This window comes from Enterobacter genomosp. O, assembly GCF_001022965.1.
GTDB lineage: Bacteria > Pseudomonadota > Gammaproteobacteria > Enterobacterales > Enterobacteriaceae > Enterobacter > Enterobacter cloacae_L.
On sequence record NZ_LECZ01000023.1, the window covers coordinates 60,870 to 84,696 of the forward strand.

Consider the following 23,827-nt stretch of genomic DNA (forward strand, 5'->3'; position numbering starts at 1 on the left):
CAACGCTTCCTGATGCGATTAATTTTAAATCACCCACTTAGACCCGCTTCGCGCTTTGTGCGAATTATTTGCGCAATCAGCTTGAGTTTCCTGGGGCGCGCAAGTATTATGACGCGTCAATTTTTCAGCCGACCTTTAACACGTTCCTTGCCTCCCCGGGCCTCGGCTGACCCAGACAGGAGGCTGAATAATCCGTAAGGAGCAATTCGATGCGTCATTACGAAATCGTTTTTATGGTCCATCCTGACCAGAGCGAACAGGTTCCGGGTATGATCGAGCGTTACTCTGCTGCCATCACTGGTGCAGAAGGTACGATCCACCGTCTGGAAGACTGGGGCCGCCGTCAGCTGGCTTACCCGATCAACAAACTGCACAAAGCACACTACGTTCTGATGAACGTTGAAGCTCCGCAGGAAGTGATCGATGAGCTGGAAACTACCTTCCGCTTCAACGATGCCGTTATCCGCAGCATGGTTATGCGTACCAAAAACGCAGTTACCGAAGCATCTCCGATGGTTAAAGCGAAAGACGAGCGCCGTGAGCGTCGCGATGATTTCGCAAACGAAACCGCAGATGATTCTGATGCTGGGGATTCTGAAGAGTAATTTCTGATGACCAACCGTCTGGCGTTGTCCGGCATCGTATGCAGGGCTCCCCTTCGAAAGGTCAGTCCATCAGGAATTCCGCATTGCCAGTTCGTGCTTGAGCATCGTTCTGTGCAAGAGGAAGCCGGTTTTCACCGGCAGGCGTGGTGCCAAATGCCCGTTATTATTAGCGGACACGAAAACCAGGCCATTACTCACAGTTTAACGGTCGGTAGCGCAGTAATCGTTCAGGGGTTCATTTCTTGCCACAAGGCAAAGAACGGCCTGAGCAAAATGGTTCTGCATGCCGAGCAGATTGATTTGATAGATTCTGGAGACTAGCCATATGGCACGTTATTTCCGTCGTCGCAAGTTCTGCCGTTTCACCGCGGAAGGCGTTCAAGAGATCGACTATAAAGATATCGCAACGCTGAAAAACTACATCACCGAAAGCGGTAAGATTGTCCCAAGCCGTATCACCGGTACTCGTGCAAAATACCAGCGTCAGCTGGCTCGCGCTATCAAACGCGCTCGCTACCTGTCCCTGCTGCCGTACACTGATCGTCATCAGTAATCGGGCACGGTCCATTAATACGACTTTAAGAGGATAAGGTAATGCAAGTTATTCTGCTTGATAAAGTAGCAAACCTGGGCAGCCTGGGTGATCAGGTAAACGTTAAAGCGGGCTACGCTCGTAACTTCCTGGTTCCACAGGGTAAAGCTGTTCCAGCTACCAAGAAAAACGTAGAGTTTTTCGAAGCACGTCGCGCTGAACTGGAAGCCAAACTGGCTGACGTTCTGGCGGCTGCTAATGCTCGCGCTGAGTCAATCAACGCACTGGGCACTGTTACCATCGCTTCCAAAGCTGGCGACGAAGGTAAACTGTTCGGTTCCATCGGTACCCGCGATATCGCTGATGCAGTTTCTGCAGCAGGCGTTAAAGTGGCTAAGAGCGAAGTTCGTCTGCCGAACGGCGTTCTGCGTACCACTGGTGAGCACGAAGTTGACTTCCAGGTTCACAGCGAAGTGTTCGCTAAACTGGTTGTTAACGTAGTAGCTGAGTAATTTTTTACTCTGCTCACGTCGAAGCGCCGGCCTTGTGCCGGCGTTTTGCTTTTCTGGGGGGCCACAATTCATCATTTCTTCTTGTATGGTAGCTATTCCTGTCGCATTCTCTGATAATAAATTGAAACGCAATTTTATTTATGAGATTTGTCATGGATACCGCTCTGCCCACGCCTGTCTTTGCTCGCCGAAATGTGGCCTATGCCTGCGCCACGCTCTGCTGTCTGCTCTGGGGTAGCTCCTACCCGGCCATTAAAAGTGGTTATGAGCTTTTCCAGATCGCAACCGATGATATTCCATCGAAAGTGGTGTTTGCCGGATACCGTTTCCTGTTTGCCGGTGTGTTGCTGCTGCTGTTTGCATTGGCCCAGCGAAAACCGATTGGCAGGCTTACGCCCACGCAGTTTGGCCAGCTCACCATCCTCGGCCTGACCCAGACGACTATTCAGTACACTTTCTTCTATATAGGCCTGGCCTACACGACGGGAGTGAATGGTTCAATCATGAACGCCACTGGAACCTTCTTCAGCGTGCTGTTGGCGCACTTTATCTACCACAACGACAAACTCAGCTATAACAAAACGCTGGGCTGTATTCTCGGGTTTTCCGGGGTGATGTTGGTGAACTTCCACAGCGGGTTAAGCGATTTCCAGTTTGTCTGGAATGGTGACGGGTTTGTGGTGCTGGCTGCTTTTATTCTCTCCGCTGCCACGCTTTACGGAAAACGCATCTCCCAGACCGTCGACCCCACGGTTATGACGGGCTGGCAGCTGGCTATCGGTGGACTGGTGTTGGTGGGGGGCGGATATGCGACAGGCGGAACGTTGGAAGTGCACAGTATGAAGGCCATCGCCGTGCTGGGGTATCTGACGCTGCTCTCATCCGTAGCCTTTGCGCTGTGGAGCGTGCTGCTGAAAGTAAACCGCGTCAGTATGATTGCGCCGTTTAACTTCGTTGTGCCGGTGGCAGGCACAGTATTATCCGCCATTTTCCTCGGGGAAAATATTCTGGATATCAAATATGCGATTGCGCTGGTATTGGTCTGTTCGGGGATCTGGTGGGTGAATAAGCGGAGTGCCTGAGAAAAGTGTGCCGGGTGGCGGCTACGCTACCCGGCCTACAGAACTAGCGTGCGCGAATAAAACTGCCGTCGGTCTGACGGGTAAACAGCACCTGTTGACCATTGCCTGTATCAATCGTTAAGCCGGTCACCACACCGCTGGCATTCTGGCGAATCTGCACCATCTGACCATTCTGCAAGTTACTGAGCGGCTTACCCGCGCCTTCCACTTTCGCCATAGCATATACGTCGGTCGGCGGCAGGTTATGGTCGCGGAACAGCTGTGCCAGGGTTTTGCCCGGCTCTACGCGATAGGAACGCCACTGTTGCTCAATGCCGGTGGGCTGCTGCGTCTGTGGCTCAGCGGTGGCCTGCTCCTGCGGCTGTTCTTCCTGAACGGGCTCTGGCTCAACAGGCGCGACCTGACCCGGATCGTTAGACGGGGCGACGAGCTGCGTCTGCATCGGCTGTGCGTCAGGCTGCGGCCGCGTTTGCGACTGAATGTCCAGCTGAGCGTTGCGGGTGACGGGCGCGGTATCAACATCATCGCCCCCGGAAGGAAGCAGGAAGCCCACGATCACCATCAGCGCGCCAATGATGATCCCTCTGCGATGCAAAGGAGGCAGCGGATCCATGATGCGAAAATTGTCCGGCGCCTGCCAGATTTTCGCCAGGGTAGGTTTCAGTTCAAATCGCCCGGGCATGGCACTCCTCCTGCTCCGCGTATTTTTTATCCTGTGCTCCGAAGTATAGTTTGCTAACTGCCTGAACGGCGTAGTAAACCCGACATCCGTGACATCAGTTCGGGATTAATCCTGGTTATCTCTATTGTTTCTGTTTCGTCGCGGTTTGTCACCTTAACTTCAGACAAAGTTTTACCCATAAGGGCATGGCTGATATGCTGCCCGCTACTTTAAATGTGATGGAAGGAAAACCCATGACCACCCCGACTTTTGACACTATCGAAGCGCAGGCAAGTTACGGTATCGGCTTGCAGGTAGGACAGCAGCTGAGCGAATCCGGCCTGGAAGGTCTGTTACCAGAAGCGCTGGTGGCGGGTATCGCTGACGCGCTGGAAGGCAAACAGCCTGCCGTTCCGGTCGACGTTGTGCACCGCGCGCTGCGTGAAATCCACGAACGTGCTGACGCCGTGCGTCGTGCGCGCTTTGAAGAGATGGCAGCCGAAGGCGTGAAATATCTGGAAGAGAACCGTGAGCGTGAAGGCGTGAACAGCACCGAGTCCGGCCTGCAGTTCCGCGTGATCAACCAGGGCGACGGCGCAATCCCGGCGCGTACCGATCACGTTCGCGTACACTATACCGGCAAGCTTATCGACGGTACCGTCTTCGACAGCTCCGTGGCACGCGGCGAGCCGGCTGAATTCCCGGTGAATGGCGTTATCGCGGGTTGGATCGAAGCGCTGACCCTGATGCCAGTGGGTTCCAAATGGGAACTGACTATCCCACATAACCTGGCATACGGCGAACGTGGCGCTGGCGCGTCCATCCCGCCATTCAGCACCCTGGTGTTTGAAGTCGAACTGCTGGAAATTCTGTAATCGACTTTTCTTATTTCCTCTTCCCGGTTGGGGAGAGGAAAATAGTGTTAAAACCTATAGTTACGATGTAATCAACATTTTATCTTGCAAACGAAACCGTTGCGTGTATTTTTGTGAGCTGTTTCGCGCTGTATGAGTGATATGACACTCACTTTCAACATATTGTTAACATAATATCTAAATCATAGTATTCATCCCGCCGATTCTTACCTAATATCGATTAGCCCTTACAAGGGAACGTCATCCTTTGACGTATTTAAAGGCCAGAAGAGCCTTAACAACACAGACAGGCATAAACAGGAAAATATCACATGGTAGATCAGGTCAAAGTCGTCGCCGACGAAGAGGCGTCGTCTGAACAGTCGCTACGGCGCAATCTCACAAACCGCCATATTCAGCTCATCGCCATTGGGGGTGCCATCGGTACCGGGCTGTTTATGGGGTCAGGCAAAACCATTAGTCTGGCCGGGCCGTCAATCATATTCGTTTATATGATTATCGGCTTTATGCTGTTCTTCGTGATGCGTGCAATGGGTGAATTGCTGCTCTCGAATCTCGAATACAAATCCTTCAGCGACTTTGCTTCAGACCTGCTCGGGCCATGGGCGGGCTATTTTACCGGCTGGACCTACTGGTTCTGCTGGGTCGTGACCGGTATGGCGGATGTCGTGGCGATTACGGCTTACGCGCAGTTCTGGTTCCCGGGGCTGTCGGACTGGGTGGCTTCGCTGGCGGTCATTGTTCTGCTGCTGAGCCTGAACCTTGCCACCGTTAAAATGTTCGGTGAGATGGAGTTCTGGTTCGCGATGATTAAAATCGTGGCGATTGTCGGGCTCATCGTTGTGGGTCTGGTGATGGTTCTTACTCACTTCCAGTCGCCAACGGGCGTTCAGGCCTCGTTTACTCATCTGTGGAATGACGGTGGCTGGTTCCCGAAAGGCATCAGCGGCTTCTTTGCCGGCTTCCAGATTGCGGTGTTTGCTTTCGTGGGGATTGAGCTGGTGGGAACCACGGCAGCAGAGACCAAAGATCCCGAGAAGTCTCTCCCGCGCGCTATTAACTCCATTCCGGTTCGTATCATCATGTTCTACGTCTTCGCACTGGTCATCATTATGTCCGTGACGCCGTGGAGTTCCGTGGTGCCAACCAAGAGCCCGTTCGTTGAACTGTTCGTGCTGGTAGGCCTGCCTGCCGCCGCGAGCCTGATTAACTTCGTGGTGCTGACCTCTGCGGCTTCATCTGCCAACAGCGGTGTGTTCTCAACCAGCCGTATGCTGTTTGGTCTGGCGCAGGAAGGCGTGGCGCCGAGCGCGTTCGCGAAGCTGTCTAAGCGTGCCGTACCGGCGAAAGGTTTGACCTTCTCCTGCATGTGCCTGCTGGGCGGCGTGGTAATGCTCTACGTGAACCCAAGCGTGATTGGCGCGTTTACCATGATTACCACGGTCTCTGCGATCCTGTTTATGTTCGTCTGGACCATCATCCTGTGTTCATATCTGGTGTATCGCAAGCAGCGCCCACACCTGCATGAAAAATCGATCTACAAGATGCCGCTGGGTAAGCTTATGTGCTGGGTGTGCATGGCGTTCTTCGTATTCGTGCTGGTTCTGCTGACGCTGGAAGATGATACCCGTCAGGCATTGATCGTCACGCCGCTGTGGTTTATCGCGCTGGGGCTGGGCTGGGTGTTTATCGGTAAGAAACGTATGGCAGGCGTAAGGTAAAAGCAAAACGGCAACTTCGGTTGCCGTTTTTAGTTTTTGCACCCTCTCCCCGTGGGAGAGGGCCGGGGTGAGGGCATCAGGCTATTCCCCGGCTAATGCCCGCGGGAACAGAACGTTGTTCTCAAGACTGATGTGTTCCATCAGGTCGTCAATCGTTTCGTTAATGCCGTTGTACATCGCTTTCCACGTTGTGCACGCTTCTGGCGGCGGCGTGACGTTGTTGGTGGTGTGTTTGATCACTTCCAGCAGCTCGCCGGCGTCATCATGTTCGCTTTCCATCACGCTGATTGGCCCCATTGCCTGGCTACCCATTCCCTGTTTGATCATCGGGAAGAGGATCTGCTCTTCTTTCATCATGTGGCTGGAAAGCTCTTCGTGCAGCATCGTCAGGTATTTCGCCAGACCGCGCGGTACGGAAGGTTTGTCGGCGTGCACGCGCTCCACTTTGGTTGCCTGCAGGATCAGCTCCGGCAGCTGTTCACGGTGGCGGTCATGGTAACGCACGATGATATGGTCAATGATTTCCGCGAGCGGGGCGGTTCGCCAGTCTTTATCGACAGGTTGTTGGGCCAGCTCCGCCAGCTCTGCTTCAATCACCTCAACGTCCAGCTCCTTGCGGGAAGCCGCACGTGCCAGAGTTTGCTTACCGCCGCAGCAGTAATCCATATCGTATTTACGGAACAGCGCAGAAGCGCGAGGAATGGAGAGCGCCAGCTCGCCGAGGGGTTGGTCGCGAAAGGCCATATCAGTTACCTCGTCATCAATAATATAAGTTGCATATTAAATGCATCTTTAAGGCGACGCTATACCCCTTTAGAGGGAAGGGTAAAAATGAGATGCAGATCACAAAAAAATAGCCTTTTTAACTCCCTGAATGGGCTCAGGAAAATGGTTTAGAAACTTTTTAAAGGTGTAGAAACAGTAAACAACCCGCCGCGCCTGCCGATATATCCACGTCAGACAAACCTGCATATAACAAAGGCTACGCATGTTTAAACGTATAAAAGTCATTACCCTTCTTATTTCGGTGCTGCTTGTGCTCGGCATCATGCAAGTGATTTCCGCCGGTATCTTTATCAACGCGCTGAATAACGATAAAGACAACTTCACCGTGTCGCAGCTCTCCAGCAAGAACGTGGCGGAGTTTACCGATGCGTGGATCAGTCTGAACCAGGCGCGCGTCACCCTGAACCGCGGGATGCTGCGTCTGCAAAGCAGCATGGCCTCTCAAATTAACGGCGGCCAGCTGAACGAGCTGGTGACCACGGCGAAAAACCTGCTGGCTGAAGCCCAGGTTCATTACGATAAATATTATGCGTTGCCAAATACCCCAGGGCTGGATGAGAACCTGGCTAACCGGCTCGAAGAGCAGTACCGCATATACTCTTCCACGCTGACGCAAATGAACGTTCTGCTGGGCCAGGGCAATCTGGAAGATATGTTCAAGCAGAATGCCGAACAAAAGCAAAACGCGATGCAGACGGTTTATCGTGAATGGCGTGAAGCCCAGGCCGCGCTCACGGATAAAGGCATTCAGGATAATGAAAGTGATTACAAGCACATCCTGTGGATCCTCTCTGCGGTCATGCTGCTGGTGGTTGTGGTGATTATCTCCAGCTGGATTGCCATGCGCCGCGTGCTGCTGCTGCCTCTGGAAGAGGTGATTAACCATATCCGCGCCATTGCGGCAGGGGATTTAACCCAGCCGATTCAGGCAGACGGTAAAAATGAAATGGCGATCCTGGCGCGCAACGTGCAGGAAATGCAAACCTCGCTGGCGAACACCGTGGGCGTGGTGCGGGAAGGTGCAGATACCATTTATACCGGTGCAGGTGAAATTTCTGCCGGCAGTAACGATCTCTCTTCCCGTACCGAGCAGCAGGCCGCTTCTCTGGAAGAGACGGCTGCCAGCATGGAACAGCTGACGGCAACGGTGAAGCAGAACGCCGATAACGCGCGTCAGGCTTCGCGTCTGGCGCTGGATGCCTCCTCAACCGCGAAGAAGGGCGGAAATGTGGTCGAAGGCGTAGTGCGCACGATGGATGAAATCGCCACCAGTTCCAGCAAAATCGCGCAAATTACTAACGTGATCGACGGGATTGCCTTCCAGACTAACATCCTGGCGCTGAACGCGGCGGTGGAAGCGGCGCGTGCAGGCGAACAGGGCCGTGGCTTTGCGGTCGTGGCCGGTGAAGTGCGTACCCTTGCCCAGCGCAGCGCCCAGGCGGCGAAAGAGATCAAAGCGCTGATCGATGACTCCGGCGAGCGCGTAAACGCGGGTTCGCAGCTGGTTAACGAAGCCGGCGCCACGATGGCAGAGATCGTGAATGCGGTTACCCGCGTTACCGACATCATGGGTGAGATTGCCTCGGCCTCTGACGAGCAGAGCCGCGGTATCGATCAGGTAGGTCAGGCGGTGGCCGAGATGGACCGCGTGACCCAGCAGAACGCCTCGCTGGTTGAAGAGTCTGCGGCCGCGGCGGCGGCGCTGGAAGATCAGGCTGCACGCCTGAACGAAGCGGTGGCGGTGTTTAAAATCACCCGCAACCAGGCGGTGAAGGCGGCTCCGGTGAAAACCTATGTGCCTAAAGCGCAGCCCGTAGCGGCTGCGTCTGAAGCGAACTGGGAAACGTTTTAACATCATGCCGGGTGGCGCTGACGCTTACCCGGCCTACAATACCGCTCCTCGTAGGCCGGGTAAGGCGTAGCCGCCACCCGGCAAAAATCACAGCTCCGACGCCGGAATGACCCTCGGTTTTTCCGGCTTCGCCCTTACCGCCATCACCACCCCTACCACCAGCAACGCAATCCCGCAGGCCGTTAACAGCGGCGGCACGCTCTGGCGCATCAGGAAGGTATAAAGCAGCCCGGCCAGGGTTTCGAAGACAATCAGCGGCCCTAAGATCACCGTTGGCAGCTTCTGGCTGGCAATGTTCCAGCACAGCGCGCCCACCCATGAACACAGCACCGCAATCGCCACCATCAGGCCAATAAACACCCACGGTCTTGGCCCGAAGGGCTGGGCGAAGTCGGGCTGTTGATGGCCTAACCAGATGCACGCCCCGACATACCCCACCAGTGAGACGGGTAGCGTGACCAGCGCCTGCGCCGTCGCCCACATCATCGGATGCTTGTCCGGGTTCTCCCGCAGCCAGCGCGCATTGCGCAGGGCATACCAGGCCCAACAGGCCACGGAAATGAACGCCAGCAAAATGCCAGAACCGTAACGCCACAGGTCAAAATCCACCAGCCCATGACGCAGCTCGGCGATATTGACGCATACCAGACCCACGGCGGTGCAGATCAGCGCTGGCGTCATTTTTGACCACGCCAGTTTGCCGTCGCGGTGGCTGTAGAGCAGGTTCGCAAAGACGGGGATAACGACCGGCAGCGTGCCGATAATCATGGTGGATACCGGCGCGCCGGTGCGCTGAATGGCGCTGGCGAGGCAAACGTAGTAGATAAGATTGCCCATCATGGTCAGCGCCAGCGCGGTGCTCCAGTCCCGACGGCTGAGCTGGCGCAGGCGCGCGCGTCCCAGCCACGCCAGGGGCAGGGCAATCAGCCCCAGCGCCAGGTAACGTCCGGTCGACTGCAGTATTGCCGGATACTCGGGCACGATCAGCGGGCCGACAAAAATCAGTCCCCACATCATCCCGGCCAGCAGGGCATACAACACACCACTAATCATTTTTCCATCCACATTGATTCACGTTGCGCTCAGTCTAAGCGGGGGAAAGGGGCGCGTATTGTATGAGATTGCGCATTAGCGCCGGGTGACCTGCTTCTGGTAGCGCACGGGCGTAATGCCGTAGCGGCGGGTAAACGCGCGGGTTAAATGCGACTGGTCGGTCAGCCCGGTCGCGGCAGCGACCTCGGCTGCGGGCATGCCGTGCGTGAGAAACGCTTTGGCGCGCCACAGGCGGATGGCCATTAGCATCTGATGCGGCGTCACGTGAAAATGGGCTTTGAACTGGCGCTGGAAATGGTACGGGCTCAGCGAGACGACGCTTGCCAGCTCGTCCAGCGTCAGGGCGTGCATATAGTTATCGTGCAGATACTCGCGTACCCGTTCGAACCGATGCGCACCTTCGTTAACGACCGGCGCGTGGCGGGCTAACGGCTGGAAGGTCTCAATCAGATCCAGCAGCAGCCCTTTTTGCGCCAGCGGATCGTCCGTGTGCCACAAACCATAAATGAGCCTGCCGATTTGCTGCGAGCGCAGCGGGTCATAACGGGTTACATCGCTAAACCACCAGTGCCGGAGGCCGGTGACCTCTTCCAGCAGGTCGGGCTCGATATAAACCATCCGGTAGCGCCAGCCGTCTTCGGTGGCGGACTCGCCGGTATGGATCTCGTCCGGGTTCATGGTCACGACGGATTTTTCAGGCGCGAGATGCTGGGTGCCGCGATAGTGAAAGCGTTCGGCACCGGTTTCAATGGTGCCGATACCGAACGCTTCGTGAGTGTGAGGCTCAAAGGCATAGCGGGAAATATGCGCGTGATAGAGCTCGATGCCCGGCACCTGCGCCAGATGGCGAAAGCGCGCGCTGTCTCTCTCATCAATGAACTGTTCCGGTACGCCTTGCACGGTGAGCCTCCTCGTGGGTCATCTCTTCATTATCAAAGATGACCCGAGGGGATGCCACAAAAAATAACCAATCCGTAACAATTACAGGATGGCTTTGACGCTCTCCGCCAGCGTTGTGGTCGGGCGGCCGATCAGCTTGCTCAGGGTGCGGCTGTCATCGAACAGGCCGCCTTTCGAGGCGCCCACGTCGGAGTCCGCCAGCATATCCGCCAGCCCGGCAGGCAGGCCAACGCCCTTCAGCGCGGCGGCAAAATCGGCTTCGCTCAGGTTCTGATACGCCACCGGCTTACCGCTCTGCTTGCTCAGTTCAGCCGCCAGTTCGCTCAGCGTCCACGCGCTGTCGCCCGCCAGCTCATACACCTTACCTGCGTGACCTTCCTCAGATACGACTTTGGCTGCAGCCGCTGCGTAATCTGCACGGGTCGCAGAAGCAATTTTGCCTTCGCCAGCTGCACCAATAAAGACGCCATGCTCCAGCGCAGGCGGCGCGCTCGCCAGATAGTTTTCGGTGTACCAGCCGTTGCGCAGCAGGGCATATGGCACGCCTGACTCTGCCAGCGCTTTTTCGGTCTGGACGTGTTCAACGTGAAGACCGAGCGGCGATTTGTCCGCATGCAGCAGGCTGGTGTAGGCGATAAATTTCACGCCAGCGGCTTTGGCGGCGTTAATGACGTTCTGGTGCTGGATCGCGCGCTGGCCGACTTCGCTGGACGAGATCAGCAGCAGTTTATCCACGCCGTTCAGCGCGGCGGTGAAGGCGGCTTCGTCCGTATAGTCAGCCTGACGAACCACAATACCCTGCTGGCTTAAGGCTTGAGCTTTCGCCGGGTTACGTACGATGGCTACAATCTGGCTGGCCGGTACGGTTTTCAACAGCTGTTCGATAACGAGATGGCCAAGCTGGCCGGTAGCGCCGGTAATTGCGATCATGATGAATCTCCTTCGTGTTTGTCTGGTGTTGTGGCACACTAGCACCATAGCTAACTTTTAGTAAGTACGTACAAAAAGGTAAGTATGAAAACAACGATTCCGACGCTCAGCGAACAAATGCGCGATGGCAATCTCTTCGCGGAACAATGTCCTTCGCGGGAGGTGCTTAAACACGTGACCAGCCGCTGGGGAGTACTGATTCTGCTGGCCCTGCGCGAGGGAACGCACCGCTTTAGCGATCTGCGCCGTAAAATGGGCGGAGTAAGCGAAAAGATGCTGTCCCAGTCACTCCAGGCGCTGGAGCTCGACGGGTTTGTCGATCGCGTGTCGTATCCAGTTGTGCCGCCGCACGTAGAGTATAGCCTGACGCCGTTGGGTATTGAGGTCAGCGAGAAAGTCGCCGCGCTGGCGGACTGGATTGAGGTAAATACGCCGAAGGTGATGGCGAATCGGGACGATCGTGCGGCGTAAAAGCCGGGAATGTGCGGTCTGATGCCCTCACCCTGACCCTCTCCCACAGGGAGAGGGAATAAACACTAAAAACGGCAACGTGCGTTGCCGTTTTGCTTTTACCTGCTCAAATCCACCTGATAAATCGCGAACCCGATATCATCCGTCGCCACCTTTTTCATCGGATACTGCGCCTTGTCCTTAATGAACGCGGCAGCTTTATCGGACGGCGAGGTTTCAAAGCGGATATCCAGTTTCGTATCGCTGTGGATCGGTGCCAGACGCCAGTTGTTATCCACTGCCGGGTGAATTTCCCCCGCCTTTTTCGATTCGGCGCTGATCCATGCCGCCAGCACCGAGCGGTTTTCGTCCGGTGAGGCGAAGGCGATGTGGCTATCTCCCGTACCGGCAAACTTACCGCCGTAGGCGCGATAGTTATTGGTCACGACCAGGAAGGTGGCGCTCGGGTCGATCGCCTTGCCGTTGAAGGTCAGGTTTTTGATGCGCTCCGCCTGCGGGTTAACTGCCTGACACTCGCCGTCATATTTCGCCGGCTGGGTGACGTCAATCTGGTAATTCACGCCGTCGATCACGTCGAAGTTGTAGGTACGGAAACCGTCCCAGTTAATCAGCGACTGCGGCTTACTGCTGTGCGGGTCAATCTGGTTAAACTGCCCGGCGGAGCACTCCAGCCACTCTTTCACCTCCTGGCCGGTCGCTTTTACCACCACCAGCGTGTTCGGGTAGAGGTAGAGATCGGCGGCGTTACGGAAGGTCAGCTGGCCCTTTTCGACTTCCACATAGCTTGCCGGGTCATTCTTACGCCCGCCCACTTTGAATGGTGCAGCGGCGGAGAGCACCGGCAATTTTGCCAGATCCGGATCGCCCTGAACAAAGTGTTCGGCATAGGCTTTCTGCGCCATGTTGACCACCTGGACGGTCGGATCGTCCTGAACCAGCGCCAGGAAGCTGTACATGTTGTCGGCGGATTTGCCGATCGGTTTGCTGACGAAGTCGCGCGTGGCGTCGTGATCGTGCTTCAGCACCTCGACCAGTTTTTTATCTTCCGCCGCCAGTGATTTTTTAGCCGCAGCGTCGTAAATCGGGCGCGCTTCGGCTTTTGACTGCGTGACCTTCCAGCTGCCGCCGTCGTTATTCAGCACCAGATCCACCACGCCAAGATGGTCGCCCCACATGCCTGGCATCACCGACGGCACGCCGTTGAGCGTCCCTTTATCGATATCCGCCCCTTTGATGCCGGCAAAATCTTTGCCCGGGAAGACCGCGTGAGCATGGCCGAAGAGGATCGCGTCAACGCCCGGAACTTCACTCAGGTAGTAAACGGAGTTTTCGGCCATGGCCTGATACGGATCGGCAGAGAGGCCGGAATGGGCGACGACGACCACCAGATCCGCCCCTTTCTCACGCATTTCCGGCACGTATTTACGCGCCGTCTCGGTAATGTCGTTAACGGTGACTTTGCCGCTGAGGTTCGCCTTATCCCACGTCATAATTTGCGGCGGCACAAAACCGATGTAGCCGATTTTCAGCGTCTGCTTTTTACCGTCCTGGTCGACTACCTCTGTTTCTTTAATCAGGTAAGGCGTAAACAGCGGCTTTTGGGTCTTAACGTCGATGATATTGGCGTTAACGTACGGGAATTTGGCCCCTGCCAGCGCGTCATGCAGGTATTTCAGGCCGTAGTTGAATTCGTGGTTGCCGAGGTTGCCGACGGCATAGTCCAGCGTGTTCATCGCTTTATAGACAGGATGGATCTCGCCTTTTTTCAGCCCCTTCGCCGCCATGTAATCGCCGAGCGGGCTGCCCTGAATGAGATCGCCGTTATCGACCAGCACGCTATTTTTCACCTCACCGCGCGCGGCGTTAATCAAACTTGCCGTGCGTACCAGTCCGAATTTTTCCGTCGGGGTATCTTTGTAGTAATCGAAGTCCATCATGTTGCTGTGAAGATCGGTCGTTTCCAGAATACGCAGATCGACCGTCGCCGCCTGTACGCTCGCTGCAATCAGCGTCGCCAGGAGCGTTGCGCTAAACTTAATCATCAGAGGAGTCCTTTTTTCGATCCATGCCACAAAAGAGTATGTATCTATAGCGTGTTGCTTACAGAAATGTGAATCCTGACAGAAAAAAGTGACCTGAAACCGGAATTGCTTCACAGATAGCGGAATTGTTCACATTACGATATAACTAAAACAAAGAGTTAACCTCACTGCGTTAACAAAGAGGTGGAAAATGCTAGATAAAATTTGTCAGCTCGCACGGGATGCGGGAGATGCCATCATGCAGGTGTATGACGGTAATAAACCGATGGAGGTTGTCAGCAAAGCCGACGACTCTCCGGTCACGGCGGCAGATATCGCGGCGCATAAGGTGATCCTGCAAGGGTTACAGGCCTTAACGCCGGACATTCCCGTTTTGTCTGAAGAAGCGCCGCAAAGCTGGGACGAGCGCCAGCACTGGCAGCGCTACTGGCTGGTCGACCCGCTGGACGGGACAAAAGAGTTCATCAAGCGCAACGGTGAGTTCACCGTCAACATTGCCCTGATTGAGAAAGGCAAAGCGGTGCTGGGCGTGGTATACGCGCCGGTAATGAAGGTGATGTACAGCGCCGCAGAAGGGAAGGCCTGGAAGGAAGAGTGCGGCGTGCGCAAGCAGATCCAGGTGCGCGATGCGCGTCCACCGCTGGTGGTGATTAGCCGCTCGCACAGCGACAGCGAGCTGCAGGAGTATCTGCAACAGCTGGGTGAACACCAGACCACCTCGATTGGCTCATCGCTGAAGTTCTGCCTGGTGGCGGAAGGACAGGCGCAGCTGTACCCCCGCTTTGGGCCAACCAACGTCTGGGATACCGCGGCAGGTCATGCGGTTGCCGCGGCCGCCGGAGCGCACGTTCATGACTGGCAGGGCAAGCCGCTGGACTATACCCCGCGCGAATCGTTCCTCAACCCCGGCTTCCGCGTCTCTATTTATTGAGCCAACAGCTTATGCAGCAGGTCGACAACCTGCTGCACCTCTTCCTGAGTCAATGACCCGTCTTTGACCCACTGCACGCGGCCCTCTTTATCGAGCACAACAATCGCAGAACTCTCTTCCTCCAGCTGCCAGGCCTTACGGGTTACGCCGTTGCTGTCGACGATAAACTGCGACCACGGGTAGAGCTTTTTATTGCTCTCAAGGCTTGAGCGCACAAACATCCCGGAGCCTGGAATGGCATCGTCAGTGTTAACAATGGTGGTCGTCTGGTAGCGGTCATGGGGGAATTTTGCGGACTTGATCGCTTCCACCAGGTTGGCATTTTTCTCTTTTGCGGATGTACGACCGGCAATATGTTGTACAACTCTCACTTTGCCTGCGAGCTGCGCGCTATTCCAGGGTTTGTAGCTAAACTTATCATTGTCGAGAATCAATTCTCCCCGGTCAGCAATGCCGACTGGCGGTACACGTTGTCCTTTTTCAATGTTGTGAGCGGAAGCCCACAGAGGCAGCAGCAGGCAAGCTGCTGCAAGGATATTACGTAGGGTCATGGCGTTTCCTTATTGTTTGCAGGTGATCCGACCACTTGGTCATACGCTTTAATGATAAGTGCGATCAATGTGGTTTTCCCGCAATCCGGATGCCAGTTTGCGGGCGAACGCACATATCCATGAAAAAACGACGGCTTATACTGCCCTCAGTGACGGTTTGCAAAGATTATTCTGAATAATTGTAATCAAACGGTAAATAAACTTATGCATACTGGGTAACAACGTAGTTCTGGTCTATAGTCATTGGGCATTAAAATTTGCGCTCAGGACAGTCGGGCCGATTGTGGCACCGCAAGAGCGTATGATTCGCAGGAGATACAAGAATGAAAATTTTCCAACGCTACAACCCGCTTCAGGTGGCGAAGTACGTGAAGATCCTGTTCCGTGGACGGTTGTATATCAAGGATGTTGGCGCTTTTGAGTTTGATAAGGGCAAGATCCTTGTCCCAAAAGTGAAGGACAAACAGCATCTGTCTGTGATGTCCGAAGTCAACCGTCAGGTTATGCGTCTGCAAACTGAGATGGCTTAACCAACGTGCTATGCAGTAGAAGTAGATAAAAAGACGGCTCCCAATGGGAGCCGTTGATGTTTGTGGGGGGCAGGAACCTTACGCCGACACCTTCTCTTCCGCATCCGGCAGCTTCGGCACCAGTACGGTCGGTTTGTTGTCGATTCGCGTCACCAGCAGCTGGTCGATGCGGTAGTTATCAATATCCACCACCTCAAACTTGTAGCCGGAGAACTTCACCGAGTCGGTACGTTTCGGGATTTTACGCAGCATAAACATCATAAAGCCGCCGATGGTCTCGTAATTACCGGACTGCGGGAACTCGTCGATATCCAGCACGCGCATCACGTCTTCAATCGGTGTACCGCCGTCGATCAGCCATGAGTTTTCGTCACGCTGAACAATCTGTTCTTCCAGCCCCTGGCCAACGAGGTCGCCCATCAGCGTGGTCATTACGTCGTTGAGGGTGATAATACCCACCACCAGCGCGTATTCGTTCATGATAACCGCGAAGTCTTCCCCGGCGGTTTTGAAACTTTCCAGCGCTTCTGAGAGCGTCAGGGTGTCCGGCACGATCAGGGTGTTGCGGATCTGTACGCCGCTGTTGAGCGCCAGGCTCTGGTTCGCCAGCACGCGGTTCAGCAGGTCTTTGGAGTCGACGTAACCGATGATGTGGTCGATATCCTCATTACAGACCAGGAACTTAGAGTGCGGATGCTCCGCCACTTTAGTCTTCAGGCTCTGCTCGTCTTCGTGTAAATCGAACCAGATAATGTTTTCACGGCCCGTCATTGAAGAGGGCACGGTACGGGATTCCAGTTCGAATACGTTCTCAATCAGCTCGTGCTCCTGCTTACGCAGCACCCCGGCCAGCGCGCCGGCTTCCACGACCGCATAAATGTCGTCAGAGGTGATGTCATCTTTACGCACCATCGGCAGCTTAAAGATGCGGAAAATGACGTTCGCCAGGCCGTTGAAGAACCACACCAGCGGACGGAACACGTACAGACAGAAGCGCATCGGGTTGATGATACGCAAAGCCACGGCTTCTGGCGCAATCATACCGATGCGTTTCGGGGTCAGGTCAGCAAAGAGGATGAACAGCCCGGTTACCAGCGAGAAGGAGAGGATAAAGCTCAGCTGTTCGGCCAGTTCAACGGACATGTACTTTACAAAGAGGCTATAAAACGCCGGAGAAAACGCCGCATCGCCCACGATACCGCCGAGAATGGCGACCGCGTTGAGGCCGATCTGCACCACGGTGAAGAACATACCGGGGTTTTCCTGCATTTTCAGGATGCGGGTGGCATTGATGTTGCCTTCGTCTGCAAGCAGCTTCAGTTTGATTTTACGGGATGCGGCCAGCGAGATCTCAGATATCGAGAAAAATGCACTGACGGCAATAAGACAAAGTATTACTAAAATACTGTTTAACATAGTTTATCCGGCTTATCGCCAGATCCTCAGAAGGGGAGTTGATACCATTTGTGTGAAGACACATTGAACGTCAGCTCGTAGCGTTGAGCCGATTATTTCAGCGGTAGTATAGCGTAAAGAGATGTAAATCTGCCAGAGGTCACATTTTTGGCATAAAACAGACCGGACAGCGCGATGCTGTCCGGTAAGAGGGGTTATTTCGCGGCGGATAAACGGGCGTTTCCTTCTGCCCGTCGGGTTGCATCGCCTCCCCATACCTGGTCGTACTCATAGCCTGTGAGCTGTTTGATCACCACGCGGGTCCTGGCGTCGCAGTCACGATAGTCTCCGCCCAGCTTGCGGCGCGCGATCTCCTTAAGGAGCAGCTTATGCGTCTCGCGGGTGAGCCTGAACTTGTAGGTCGTGAAGAAGCTTACCGCCAGCAGGGCGGCCGTCGCGAAAATCATCAGGCCTATAATCGCCCCCAGCGCGCTTTCAGGCTGCGCGCCGCTGCCCTTCACGAAGCCGGACTCCTGCAGCACCAGGCCAATAATCATGATGGCAATCGCCACGGTGCTTTTGCGGGTCAGGACCATCACGCCGGCAAAAATGCCTTCGCGGCGCTGCTGGGTCACCATCTCGTCAATATCCGGAATGAAGCTGTAGATGTTCCACGGTATGTAATAAAGGCCAGAGCGGGCGGCGCCGAGCAGGATAAAGACCGCCGAGAACAGCAGCGTCGGTACCTGCGTTTTGGTCAGGTAAACCGTAAACAGGAAGGCCAGTACCAGGAAAATACAGCCGTAGGAGAGACGCAGGGCGGCAGACGGCGTCATGTTCAGACGGTTCAACTGCAGCATAAATCCATACGTGCCGGGCACCGAGGCAAAAGCCGCAATGCTCAGCCAGCCCGACACCGCTGCCGCATCCTGGCTCAGGCAATAAACGACATAATAGGTAAAGACCGACCCGAATACGTCCATCGCCGTAAACGAAAAGATATAAATAATAATGTGCAGGCGGAACGCGCGAATACGGAAGGAGGAGAAGAGATCCAGCACCAGATATTTCAGGTGATTGAGGATCCCGCTGCTGCGGTGATTCTCTACTTTAAACGTGGACTCCTGCTGTACATCCTTCGCTTCCCAGGTGGTGTACCAGGTAATAAATACCGCAATGCAGAAGATGCAGGAAAAGATCAGCCCGGTGAAGGTGTAGGTAAAGGGATTATCTTTACCGGTGAACTGCATAATGACGCCGGGAACGGAAACCGCAAGAAAACCGCCCAGCTGGGAGCAGATCATGCGCACGCCGGAGAGGCGGCTACGCTCTTCGTAGCGGTTGGTCATCTCAGCCGCCAGGGTCTCCCAGGGCACCAGCACCATCGCCGACAGCAATTCAATGGAGAGGTAAGTGCCCAGGTAATACCAGTACCCCATATCGGTCATCCACAGCAGGGCATATAAAAACATTAACGGGGAACTGAGTAATAAAAAGAAGCGGCGACGGCCAAATTTACGCCCGAGCCAGGTATCGCCGAAATTATCGGTGATATACCCCATAATCGGGCTTAACAGCGCATCGATAACGCGGGCAATGGCAAATATAGATCCCGCTTCAATAACCGAGAGCCCGCAGTAGGTGGTATAAAAAAATAACAGCCAGGTGCCGATAATGGCGAAAGCGCCTCCGCCAAAAAGATCGGTTATGCCGTAGCCAAGCGCCACGCCATAACCCACTCTACGTTCAGTTGGTTTGACCATAATAATATCCAGTGTAGGGTAGCTATAAACCCATATTTGGGTCGTTTTTTTATTTACTGCTGGAATACAAATTACGTTCTAATTATTGATATCTATCCATTGTCTTAATTGAGATGAGCGGTAAATAGCCTCCACAAGGGTGAGTGATTTTCCGGCTTCACGGATGTCGGTGTAACCCGCGTTTCCCGGGTGGGTGATAGCGTGATAAAAACGGCGGATCGCCTGCTCGTGTCCCAGGCCCCAGTAGCTTTTGACCGAGCCGTCAGGGGAGTCGTCGGTCGCTAGCCTTACGCGCTCGCCCGGCGTCACGCGCCAGAGCACGTTGTCATTCAGCAGCAGCGAGCCCCGCTCGCAGTGGATCTCTATCAGGAGCGGGGAGTCGGTGGTGTTGCAGTTGCTGGCGTAAAACAGACCGCGCGCGCCGTTGGCAAAATGCAGCGTCGCCATCGCGCTGTCTTCTCCTTCGGTCACGTCCGCCAGCTCACCGCTATCGACCACGCCTTTCACGAGCGTTGCGCCGCCGGCGAACCACTGCATCAGGTCGAGGGTATGAATGGCCTGGTTGATCAGCAGGCTGCCGCCTTCCGTTGCCAGCCGCCCGCGCCACGGGCTTTCGGTGTAGTACGCGCCCGCGCGCGACCACGTCAGCACTGCCTTGATGCTGAGCATTTTTCCCAGTTCACCATCGTCCAGCGTCTGGCGAATGCGCAGGCTGGTGGGGTTGAGCCGGTTCTGATAGCACACGCCGAGCAGACCCGGCGCCCGTTCAGCGGCGCGGGTGATATCCACGAGTTCGCTGCTGTTCATGCCCACCGGTTTTTCGCAGAAAACATGCTTCCCGGCGGCGAGAGCCGCCAGGATCATGCTTTTATGCTCGAAATGCGGCGTGCAGATATGGACCACATCGATGGCGTCATCCAGCAGCATTTCCCGGTAATCCTGATAAAAGCGGCACTGGTAGCCCATTGCCAGCTTCAGCCCTTTGACGCTGTCGATATCTACCAGCGCGCGCAGGGCAACGTTGGGGAGCTGGCGCAGCGCGTTCACATGACAACCGTGAATCGCCCCTGCGCCAATTAACGCCGTGTTCAGGATCGTCATCGTCGCCTCCCGTTATTCCGTCGCGTTGGCCAGCATCTGAGCCTTCACGCAGAGCTCCGCCGCCCTGAAGGCGTGGGCCTGGGTCATGGCGTTTTCAGTACGATGCAAACAGTCGAGGATCAGTTCGCCAAAGAACGGGAACCCCACCTGTCCGGCGACCGGATAGCGGAACTCTCCCTCTTTATTGACGAGATACACCACGTCCTGCTCGCCGCGGGTGAGATCGACATATTTGCGGATCTCGATATAGCCTTCGGTGCCGAGCAGCGTCAGGCGGCCATCGCCCCAGGTAGAGAGTCCGTCAGGGGTAAACCAGTCGCAGCGGAAATAGCCGCTGGCGCCGTTTTCCCCTTTCAGCGTGGCATCGCCAAAATCTTCAAAGGCGGGGTACTGCGGGTGTTTAACGTTGCGCACCTGGCTTGCCACCACGGTGGCGTCGCTGTTGCCGGTGTAAAAAAGGAACTGCTCAATCTGGTGGCTGCCGATATCGCACAGAATGCCACCGAAATAGCGTCGATCGTAGAACCAGTCCGGGCGGCCGGTCCCTTCCCGGTGCGGGCCAGTCCCCAGCGTTTGTACGACGCGCCCAATGGCCCCTTGCTGCACCAGCTGTCCGGCAAAGACCGCGCTCTCAACGTGCAGGCGCTCGCTGTAGTACACGGCGTATTTCCGGCCCGTTTTTTCCACCATGGCTTTGGCATCTTCCAGCTGCTCAAGGGTGGTGAGCGGCGCTTTATCCGTGAAGTAGTCCTTGCTGGCGGCCATCGCCTTCAGCCCCAGCGCGCAGCGCTCGGAGGGAATGGCGGCGCCAGCCACCAGCCGCACCTCGTCGTCGGCGAGTATCACGTCCAGGGATTCTGCAACCCTGGCCTGCGGATACTGCTGGATGAATTTGTCCACTTTTGCCGGGTCAGGGTCGTACACCCATTTGAGCGTGGCGCCAGCTTCAATCAGGCCGTTACTCATGCCGTAGATATGGCCGTGGTCTAGCGCGGCCGCGGCAAAGACAAATTCGCCTTCCTTCACGACCGGCTGTGGCTTACCGACCGGCGCGTAGTTCATACCGTCATTTTTGTTCATTGTGTCACTCCTTCATCCAGATCTTTGCCAAGGGGAATCGCACCGACTTCGCTGAAGTTGGCAACGCTTGCGGATTTTTCATAAAAACGGGGGGCGAGTGCGTTCGTCCCGCCGGTGCGGTAAAACGGGTCATCGCGCTGAATCGGCAGCGAGACCACGCTGCGGGTAATGGCGGATTTATAAATCGCGGTAATCAGCTCCAGGGAGCGTTTGCCCTGCAGGCCGTCCACTAACGGCGCCGCGTCGTGCTCGATGGCATACAGCAGGTCGTTAATCTGCCCGGTGTGCAGCGTCCACTCGAGCTTCGGCGTCTCCTGAAAAACGGCGTTGAGCTGCGCTTCCCGCTGCAGATCCCGATCCTCCTGCGGGAAGCCGTTATCGGCGCTGACGCTGGCAACGGCCTGCCACGGGGCGGAGATGCGCGCCTTGTCACCCTGGATAATGATTTTCTGATCTTCCCCGTGGTGTACGACCGAGGCAGTCAGTTGGGTGAGCGCGCCGCTGGGGTATTTAAATATCGCGGCGCTGAGATCTTCGACTTCAGCGTTGTCGTGCGCCACGTTAGTCATCATGGCCACCACCTCGGACGGGAAGCCCAGCATCCACTGAATGGCGTCGATGTGATGAACCGCGTGGTTAAGCGTGCAGCCGCCGCCCTCTTTTTCCCAGGTACCGCGCCACCACAGGTCGTAGTAGCAGTGTCCGCGCCACCAGAACGAATCCACCTGGGCATGGCAGACCTTGCCAGCCAGACCCGAATCCAGCGCCGCTTTTAAGCGCCAGAAGGCGTCGGTAAAGCGGTTTTGGGCAATGATGGCGAGCGTTTTGCCGCTGGCTTTCTGTGCGGCGAGCATGGCGTCGCACTCCTCCAGCGAGGCGGCCATCGGCTTTTCGCACAGCACATGGCGGCCGGCATTGAGGGCATCAATGCTTATCTCTGCATGGACGTAAGGCGGCGTGCAGACGTCGACGATGTCGATATCCGGCTCTGACGCCAGCATCTGCTGGTGGCTTTCATACACTCGCGCGTCCGTCAGGCCGTAGCGCGTTTTTTTCTCGTGAGCTTTTTCCGGGTAGATATCCACCAGCGCGACGATCCGGCAGCGCTGGCCAAACTGCAAATAGCCCTGAATATGGTTATGCGAGATATTCCCTGTTCCCACGATAGCGACATTTAACATCGTTTCTTCTCCGGAGTTACCAGGTGCCGGAGGCATCCAGCGTGACGCTGGCTGTCTCTTTAGCCACTGAGGTGCTGATGCGCTGCTGAAGCAGGCGCAGATACTGTTTCTCGTTGAGCGGGAGTTCGACCCAGTCGTCGGTCCAGGTGGAGAGGTGCATGGCGTTGGAGAGCGTCAGCCCGTTGATCCCTTCCAGGCCCGGTGCAATGAGCGGCTCGCCGCGCAGGATGGCGGCACAGAAATTGGCGGTAATGACGTGGTGTTCGCTGCACTCCGGGGCGACGGGAAGCGTGACCTCCCAGCATTCGGGTTCACCAAAACCGTTTTGCCAGCGGGCGTTAAAATCGGTTTCGGACTCACGCAGCCGCCAGTAGCGCAGTTTCCCCTCTTCGACGACCACCTTGCCGCGATCGCCGACGATTTCCAGCCGGTTGGTGCCCGGCGTTTCCGCCACGGTCGTGATAAACACGCCCGTCGCGCCGCTGGCGTACTCGGCATAGGCGGTGACCTCGTCCTCCACTTCGATATCGCGATGTTTGCCGAACTGGCAAAACGCGCGCAGGCGAACCGGCATGCCGACCAGCCACTGCCAGAGATCGAGCTGATGCGGATCCTGGTTGAGCAGTACGCCGCCGCCTTCTCCTTTCCAGGTGGCGCGCCAGCCGCCGGAGTTGTAGTAGCTCTGCGAGCGATACCAGTTGGTGATGATCCAGTTGGAGCGGCGGATCTCGCCCAGCTCGCCGCTGTCGATCAGATCTTTCACCTTCTGGTAGAGCGGGTTCGGGCGCTGGTTGTACATGATGCCGAACACCACGTCGCACGCCTGGGCGCAGGCGTTCATCTCCTGAACCTGGGCGGTATACACGCCCGCCGGTTTTTCACACAGAGTGTGGATGCCGTGGCGCATTGCCAGCATCGACAGGCGCGGGTGGTCGTAGTGGGGAGTCGCGACAATCACCGCGTCGATAAGCCCGCTCTGGAGCATCTCCTGCGCGTCGCTGAAAAGGGGGAGGGTGCCGACCAGCTGGCGAATGGCCGGGTGTTTTTCCAGTGCATTATCGCAAACCGCCGCCAGGCAGGCGTCACTGACCGTACCCGCCAGTAAATAACGCGCGTGGACCGTACCGATATTACCTATTCCAATAATGCCAAAACGTACCTTCTCCATGTCACACCTTAATTTCAGTTGAAATGAGTGATGACCGGAAAATAGGAAAGGGGAGCGGCAGCGACAATGTGTTTTTGTGAGAATACTCGCAGGGTGGTTAAGTAA

Annotated in this window: 24 protein-coding genes; 11 read left to right on the top strand and 13 right to left on the bottom strand. The window is 55.9% G+C overall.

The annotated features are described in order from the left end of the window. Positions 1 to 209 precede the first annotated feature (209 nt). The 5 genes from rpsF to ABR39_RS05695 all read left to right on the top strand — a co-directional run bounded on the left by rpsF (position 210) and on the right by ABR39_RS05695 (position 2,731). Positions 210 to 605: a 30S ribosomal protein S6 gene (gene rpsF / locus ABR39_RS05675; RefSeq protein ID WP_014068637.1), complete on the top strand. Its 396-nt coding sequence runs from the start codon at positions 210 to 212 to the stop codon at positions 603 to 605. A gap of 6 nt (positions 606 to 611) precedes the next feature. Next, the gene (priB, locus tag ABR39_RS05680) at positions 612 to 926 is read left to right on the top strand and encodes a primosomal replication protein N (protein ID WP_008502895.1); all 315 of its coding nucleotides are present in this window, start codon (positions 612 to 614) and stop codon (positions 924 to 926) included. Between the two features lie 4 nt (positions 927 to 930). After that, positions 931 to 1,158, top strand: coding sequence for a 30S ribosomal protein S18 (gene rpsR, locus ABR39_RS05685; protein ID WP_000135199.1), 228 nt, complete (start codon positions 931 to 933; stop codon positions 1,156 to 1,158). A gap of 41 nt (positions 1,159 to 1,199) precedes the next feature. After that, entirely contained in the window at positions 1,200 to 1,649 is a 450-nt protein-coding gene (gene rplI / locus ABR39_RS05690; protein WP_047346138.1) for a 50S ribosomal protein L9, read from the top strand. Positions 1,650 to 1,801: 152 nt separating this feature from the next. Further along, positions 1,802 to 2,731, top strand: coding sequence for a DMT family transporter (locus ABR39_RS05695; RefSeq protein WP_047346139.1), 930 nt, complete (start codon positions 1,802 to 1,804; stop codon positions 2,729 to 2,731). Positions 2,732 to 2,774: 43 nt separating this feature from the next. Here the strand turns inward: ABR39_RS05695 and ABR39_RS05700 are convergent, their stop codons facing one another. Next, the gene (locus ABR39_RS05700) at positions 2,775 to 3,413 is read right to left on the bottom strand and encodes an OapA family protein (RefSeq protein WP_047346140.1); all 639 of its coding nucleotides are present in this window, start codon (positions 3,411 to 3,413) and stop codon (positions 2,775 to 2,777) included. A 233-nt stretch (positions 3,414 to 3,646) separates the two neighbouring features. Here ABR39_RS05700 and fklB point away from each other — a divergent pair, with 233 nt between their 5' ends. After that, on the top strand, positions 3,647 to 4,267 hold the full coding sequence (fklB, locus tag ABR39_RS05705) for an FKBP-type peptidyl-prolyl cis-trans isomerase (protein ID WP_008502892.1): 621 nt from the start codon (positions 3,647 to 3,649) through the stop codon (positions 4,265 to 4,267). A 311-nt stretch (positions 4,268 to 4,578) separates the two neighbouring features. Then, positions 4,579 to 5,988, top strand: coding sequence for a D-serine/D-alanine/glycine transporter (gene cycA, locus ABR39_RS05710; protein ID WP_024907315.1), 1,410 nt, complete (start codon positions 4,579 to 4,581; stop codon positions 5,986 to 5,988). Positions 5,989 to 6,069: 81 nt separating this feature from the next. Here the strand turns inward: cycA and ytfE are convergent, their stop codons facing one another. Next, complete coding sequence (ytfE, locus tag ABR39_RS05715) at positions 6,070 to 6,732, bottom strand: iron-sulfur cluster repair protein YtfE (RefSeq protein ID WP_047346141.1); 663 nt, start codon at positions 6,730 to 6,732, stop codon at positions 6,070 to 6,072. A 244-nt stretch (positions 6,733 to 6,976) separates the two neighbouring features. On the opposite strand from ytfE, the gene ABR39_RS05720 reads away from it, so the two are divergent. Continuing rightward, positions 6,977 to 8,626, top strand: coding sequence for a methyl-accepting chemotaxis protein (locus ABR39_RS05720; RefSeq protein ID WP_047346142.1), 1,650 nt, complete (start codon positions 6,977 to 6,979; stop codon positions 8,624 to 8,626). Between the two features lie 87 nt (positions 8,627 to 8,713). Here ABR39_RS05720 and ABR39_RS05725 read toward each other — a convergent pair whose 3' ends face one another. The 3 genes from ABR39_RS05725 to ABR39_RS05735 form a co-directional block, all read right to left on the bottom strand. Further along, complete coding sequence (locus ABR39_RS05725) at positions 8,714 to 9,679, bottom strand: DMT family transporter (RefSeq protein ID WP_047346143.1); 966 nt, start codon at positions 9,677 to 9,679, stop codon at positions 8,714 to 8,716. Between the two features lie 75 nt (positions 9,680 to 9,754). Beyond that, on the bottom strand, positions 9,755 to 10,579 hold the full coding sequence (locus ABR39_RS05730; RefSeq protein ID WP_047346144.1) for an AraC family transcriptional regulator: 825 nt from the start codon (positions 10,577 to 10,579) through the stop codon (positions 9,755 to 9,757). Positions 10,580 to 10,660: 81 nt separating this feature from the next. After that, entirely contained in the window at positions 10,661 to 11,509 is an 849-nt protein-coding gene (locus ABR39_RS05735) for an SDR family oxidoreductase (protein ID WP_047346145.1), read from the bottom strand. 84 nt (positions 11,510 to 11,593) lie between these two features. On the opposite strand from ABR39_RS05735, the gene ABR39_RS05740 reads away from it, so the two are divergent. Beyond that, complete coding sequence (locus ABR39_RS05740) at positions 11,594 to 11,980, top strand: winged helix-turn-helix transcriptional regulator (RefSeq protein ID WP_047346146.1); 387 nt, start codon at positions 11,594 to 11,596, stop codon at positions 11,978 to 11,980. Between the two features lie 98 nt (positions 11,981 to 12,078). Here ABR39_RS05740 and ABR39_RS05745 read toward each other — a convergent pair whose 3' ends face one another. After that, positions 12,079 to 14,022, bottom strand: a complete 1,944-nt coding sequence (locus tag ABR39_RS05745) for a bifunctional 2',3'-cyclic-nucleotide 2'-phosphodiesterase/3'-nucleotidase (protein ID WP_047346147.1) — start codon at positions 14,020 to 14,022, stop codon at positions 12,079 to 12,081. A gap of 190 nt (positions 14,023 to 14,212) precedes the next feature. Here ABR39_RS05745 and cysQ point away from each other — a divergent pair, with 190 nt between their 5' ends. Beyond that, positions 14,213 to 14,953, top strand: a complete 741-nt coding sequence (gene cysQ / locus ABR39_RS05750) for a 3'(2'),5'-bisphosphate nucleotidase CysQ (RefSeq protein WP_047346148.1) — start codon at positions 14,213 to 14,215, stop codon at positions 14,951 to 14,953. Here cysQ and ABR39_RS05755 read toward each other — a convergent pair. Further along, positions 14,947 to 15,504 carry a YtfJ family protein gene (locus ABR39_RS05755; RefSeq protein ID WP_047346149.1) on the bottom strand — a complete coding sequence of 186 codons (558 nt, stop codon included), beginning with the start codon at positions 15,502 to 15,504 and terminating at the stop codon, positions 14,947 to 14,949. The two genes, cysQ and ABR39_RS05755, sit on opposite strands and share 7 nt — an antisense overlap. A 323-nt stretch (positions 15,505 to 15,827) precedes the next feature. Here ABR39_RS05755 and ABR39_RS05760 point away from each other — a divergent pair, with 323 nt between their 5' ends. Beyond that, positions 15,828 to 16,034, top strand: coding sequence for a DUF1107 domain-containing protein (locus ABR39_RS05760; RefSeq protein WP_008501430.1), 207 nt, complete (start codon positions 15,828 to 15,830; stop codon positions 16,032 to 16,034). Between the two features lie 78 nt (positions 16,035 to 16,112). Here ABR39_RS05760 and ABR39_RS05765 read toward each other — a convergent pair whose 3' ends face one another. The 6 genes from ABR39_RS05765 to ABR39_RS05790 all read right to left on the bottom strand — a co-directional run bounded on the left by ABR39_RS05765 (position 16,113) and on the right by ABR39_RS05790 (position 23,722). Next, a complete protein-coding gene (locus tag ABR39_RS05765) occupies positions 16,113 to 17,450 on the bottom strand; it encodes a hemolysin family protein (protein ID WP_047346150.1) in 1,338 nt (445 codons plus the stop codon). 194 nt (positions 17,451 to 17,644) lie between these two features. After that, positions 17,645 to 19,192, bottom strand: a complete 1,548-nt coding sequence (locus ABR39_RS05770; protein ID WP_047346151.1) for an MFS transporter — start codon at positions 19,190 to 19,192, stop codon at positions 17,645 to 17,647. 78 nt (positions 19,193 to 19,270) lie between these two features. Further along, on the bottom strand, positions 19,271 to 20,293 hold the full coding sequence (locus ABR39_RS05775; protein ID WP_047346152.1) for a Gfo/Idh/MocA family protein: 1,023 nt from the start codon (positions 20,291 to 20,293) through the stop codon (positions 19,271 to 19,273). A gap of 12 nt (positions 20,294 to 20,305) precedes the next feature. Next, a complete protein-coding gene (locus ABR39_RS05780; protein WP_047346153.1) occupies positions 20,306 to 21,373 on the bottom strand; it encodes a Gfo/Idh/MocA family protein in 1,068 nt (355 codons plus the stop codon). Beyond that, a complete protein-coding gene (locus ABR39_RS05785; protein ID WP_047346154.1) occupies positions 21,370 to 22,554 on the bottom strand; it encodes a Gfo/Idh/MocA family protein in 1,185 nt (394 codons plus the stop codon). The genes ABR39_RS05780 and ABR39_RS05785 overlap by 4 nt, the downstream gene beginning before the upstream one ends. 16 nt (positions 22,555 to 22,570) lie before the next feature. Further along, positions 22,571 to 23,722 carry a Gfo/Idh/MocA family protein gene (locus ABR39_RS05790; protein WP_047346155.1) on the bottom strand — a complete coding sequence of 384 codons (1,152 nt, stop codon included), beginning with the start codon at positions 23,720 to 23,722 and terminating at the stop codon, positions 22,571 to 22,573. Positions 23,723 to 23,827: the final 105 nt, after the last annotated feature.

Coding starts and splice junctions, on each gene's coding strand:
- rpsF (WP_014068637.1), top strand. CDS start 210: ATGCGTCATTACGAAATCGTTTTTATGGTCCATCCTGACCAGAGCGAA.
- priB (WP_008502895.1), top strand. CDS start 612: ATGACCAACCGTCTGGCGTTGTCCGGCATCGTATGCAGGGCTCCCCTT.
- rpsR (WP_000135199.1), top strand. CDS start 931: ATGGCACGTTATTTCCGTCGTCGCAAGTTCTGCCGTTTCACCGCGGAA.
- rplI (WP_047346138.1), top strand. CDS start 1,200: ATGCAAGTTATTCTGCTTGATAAAGTAGCAAACCTGGGCAGCCTGGGT.
- ABR39_RS05695 (WP_047346139.1), top strand. CDS start 1,802: ATGGATACCGCTCTGCCCACGCCTGTCTTTGCTCGCCGAAATGTGGCC.
- ABR39_RS05700 (WP_047346140.1), bottom strand. CDS start 3,413: ATGCCCGGGCGATTTGAACTGAAACCTACCCTGGCGAAAATCTGGCAG.
- fklB (WP_008502892.1), top strand. CDS start 3,647: ATGACCACCCCGACTTTTGACACTATCGAAGCGCAGGCAAGTTACGGT.
- cycA (WP_024907315.1), top strand. CDS start 4,579: ATGGTAGATCAGGTCAAAGTCGTCGCCGACGAAGAGGCGTCGTCTGAA.
- ytfE (WP_047346141.1), bottom strand. CDS start 6,732: ATGGCCTTTCGCGACCAACCCCTCGGCGAGCTGGCGCTCTCCATTCCT.
- ABR39_RS05720 (WP_047346142.1), top strand. CDS start 6,977: ATGTTTAAACGTATAAAAGTCATTACCCTTCTTATTTCGGTGCTGCTT.
- ABR39_RS05725 (WP_047346143.1), bottom strand. CDS start 9,679: ATGATTAGTGGTGTGTTGTATGCCCTGCTGGCCGGGATGATGTGGGGA.
- ABR39_RS05735 (WP_047346145.1), bottom strand. CDS start 11,509: ATGATCGCAATTACCGGCGCTACCGGCCAGCTTGGCCATCTCGTTATC.
- ABR39_RS05740 (WP_047346146.1), top strand. CDS start 11,594: ATGAAAACAACGATTCCGACGCTCAGCGAACAAATGCGCGATGGCAAT.
- ABR39_RS05745 (WP_047346147.1), bottom strand. CDS start 14,022: ATGATTAAGTTTAGCGCAACGCTCCTGGCGACGCTGATTGCAGCGAGC.
- cysQ (WP_047346148.1), top strand. CDS start 14,213: ATGCTAGATAAAATTTGTCAGCTCGCACGGGATGCGGGAGATGCCATC.
- ABR39_RS05755 (WP_047346149.1), bottom strand. CDS start 15,504: ATGACCCTACGTAATATCCTTGCAGCAGCTTGCCTGCTGCTGCCTCTG.
- ABR39_RS05760 (WP_008501430.1), top strand. CDS start 15,828: ATGAAAATTTTCCAACGCTACAACCCGCTTCAGGTGGCGAAGTACGTG.
- ABR39_RS05765 (WP_047346150.1), bottom strand. CDS start 17,450: ATGTTAAACAGTATTTTAGTAATACTTTGTCTTATTGCCGTCAGTGCA.
- ABR39_RS05770 (WP_047346151.1), bottom strand. CDS start 19,192: ATGGTCAAACCAACTGAACGTAGAGTGGGTTATGGCGTGGCGCTTGGC.
- ABR39_RS05775 (WP_047346152.1), bottom strand. CDS start 20,293: ATGACGATCCTGAACACGGCGTTAATTGGCGCAGGGGCGATTCACGGT.
- ABR39_RS05780 (WP_047346153.1), bottom strand. CDS start 21,373: ATGAACAAAAATGACGGTATGAACTACGCGCCGGTCGGTAAGCCACAG.
- ABR39_RS05785 (WP_047346154.1), bottom strand. CDS start 22,554: ATGTTAAATGTCGCTATCGTGGGAACAGGGAATATCTCGCATAACCAT.
- ABR39_RS05790 (WP_047346155.1), bottom strand. CDS start 23,722: ATGGAGAAGGTACGTTTTGGCATTATTGGAATAGGTAATATCGGTACG.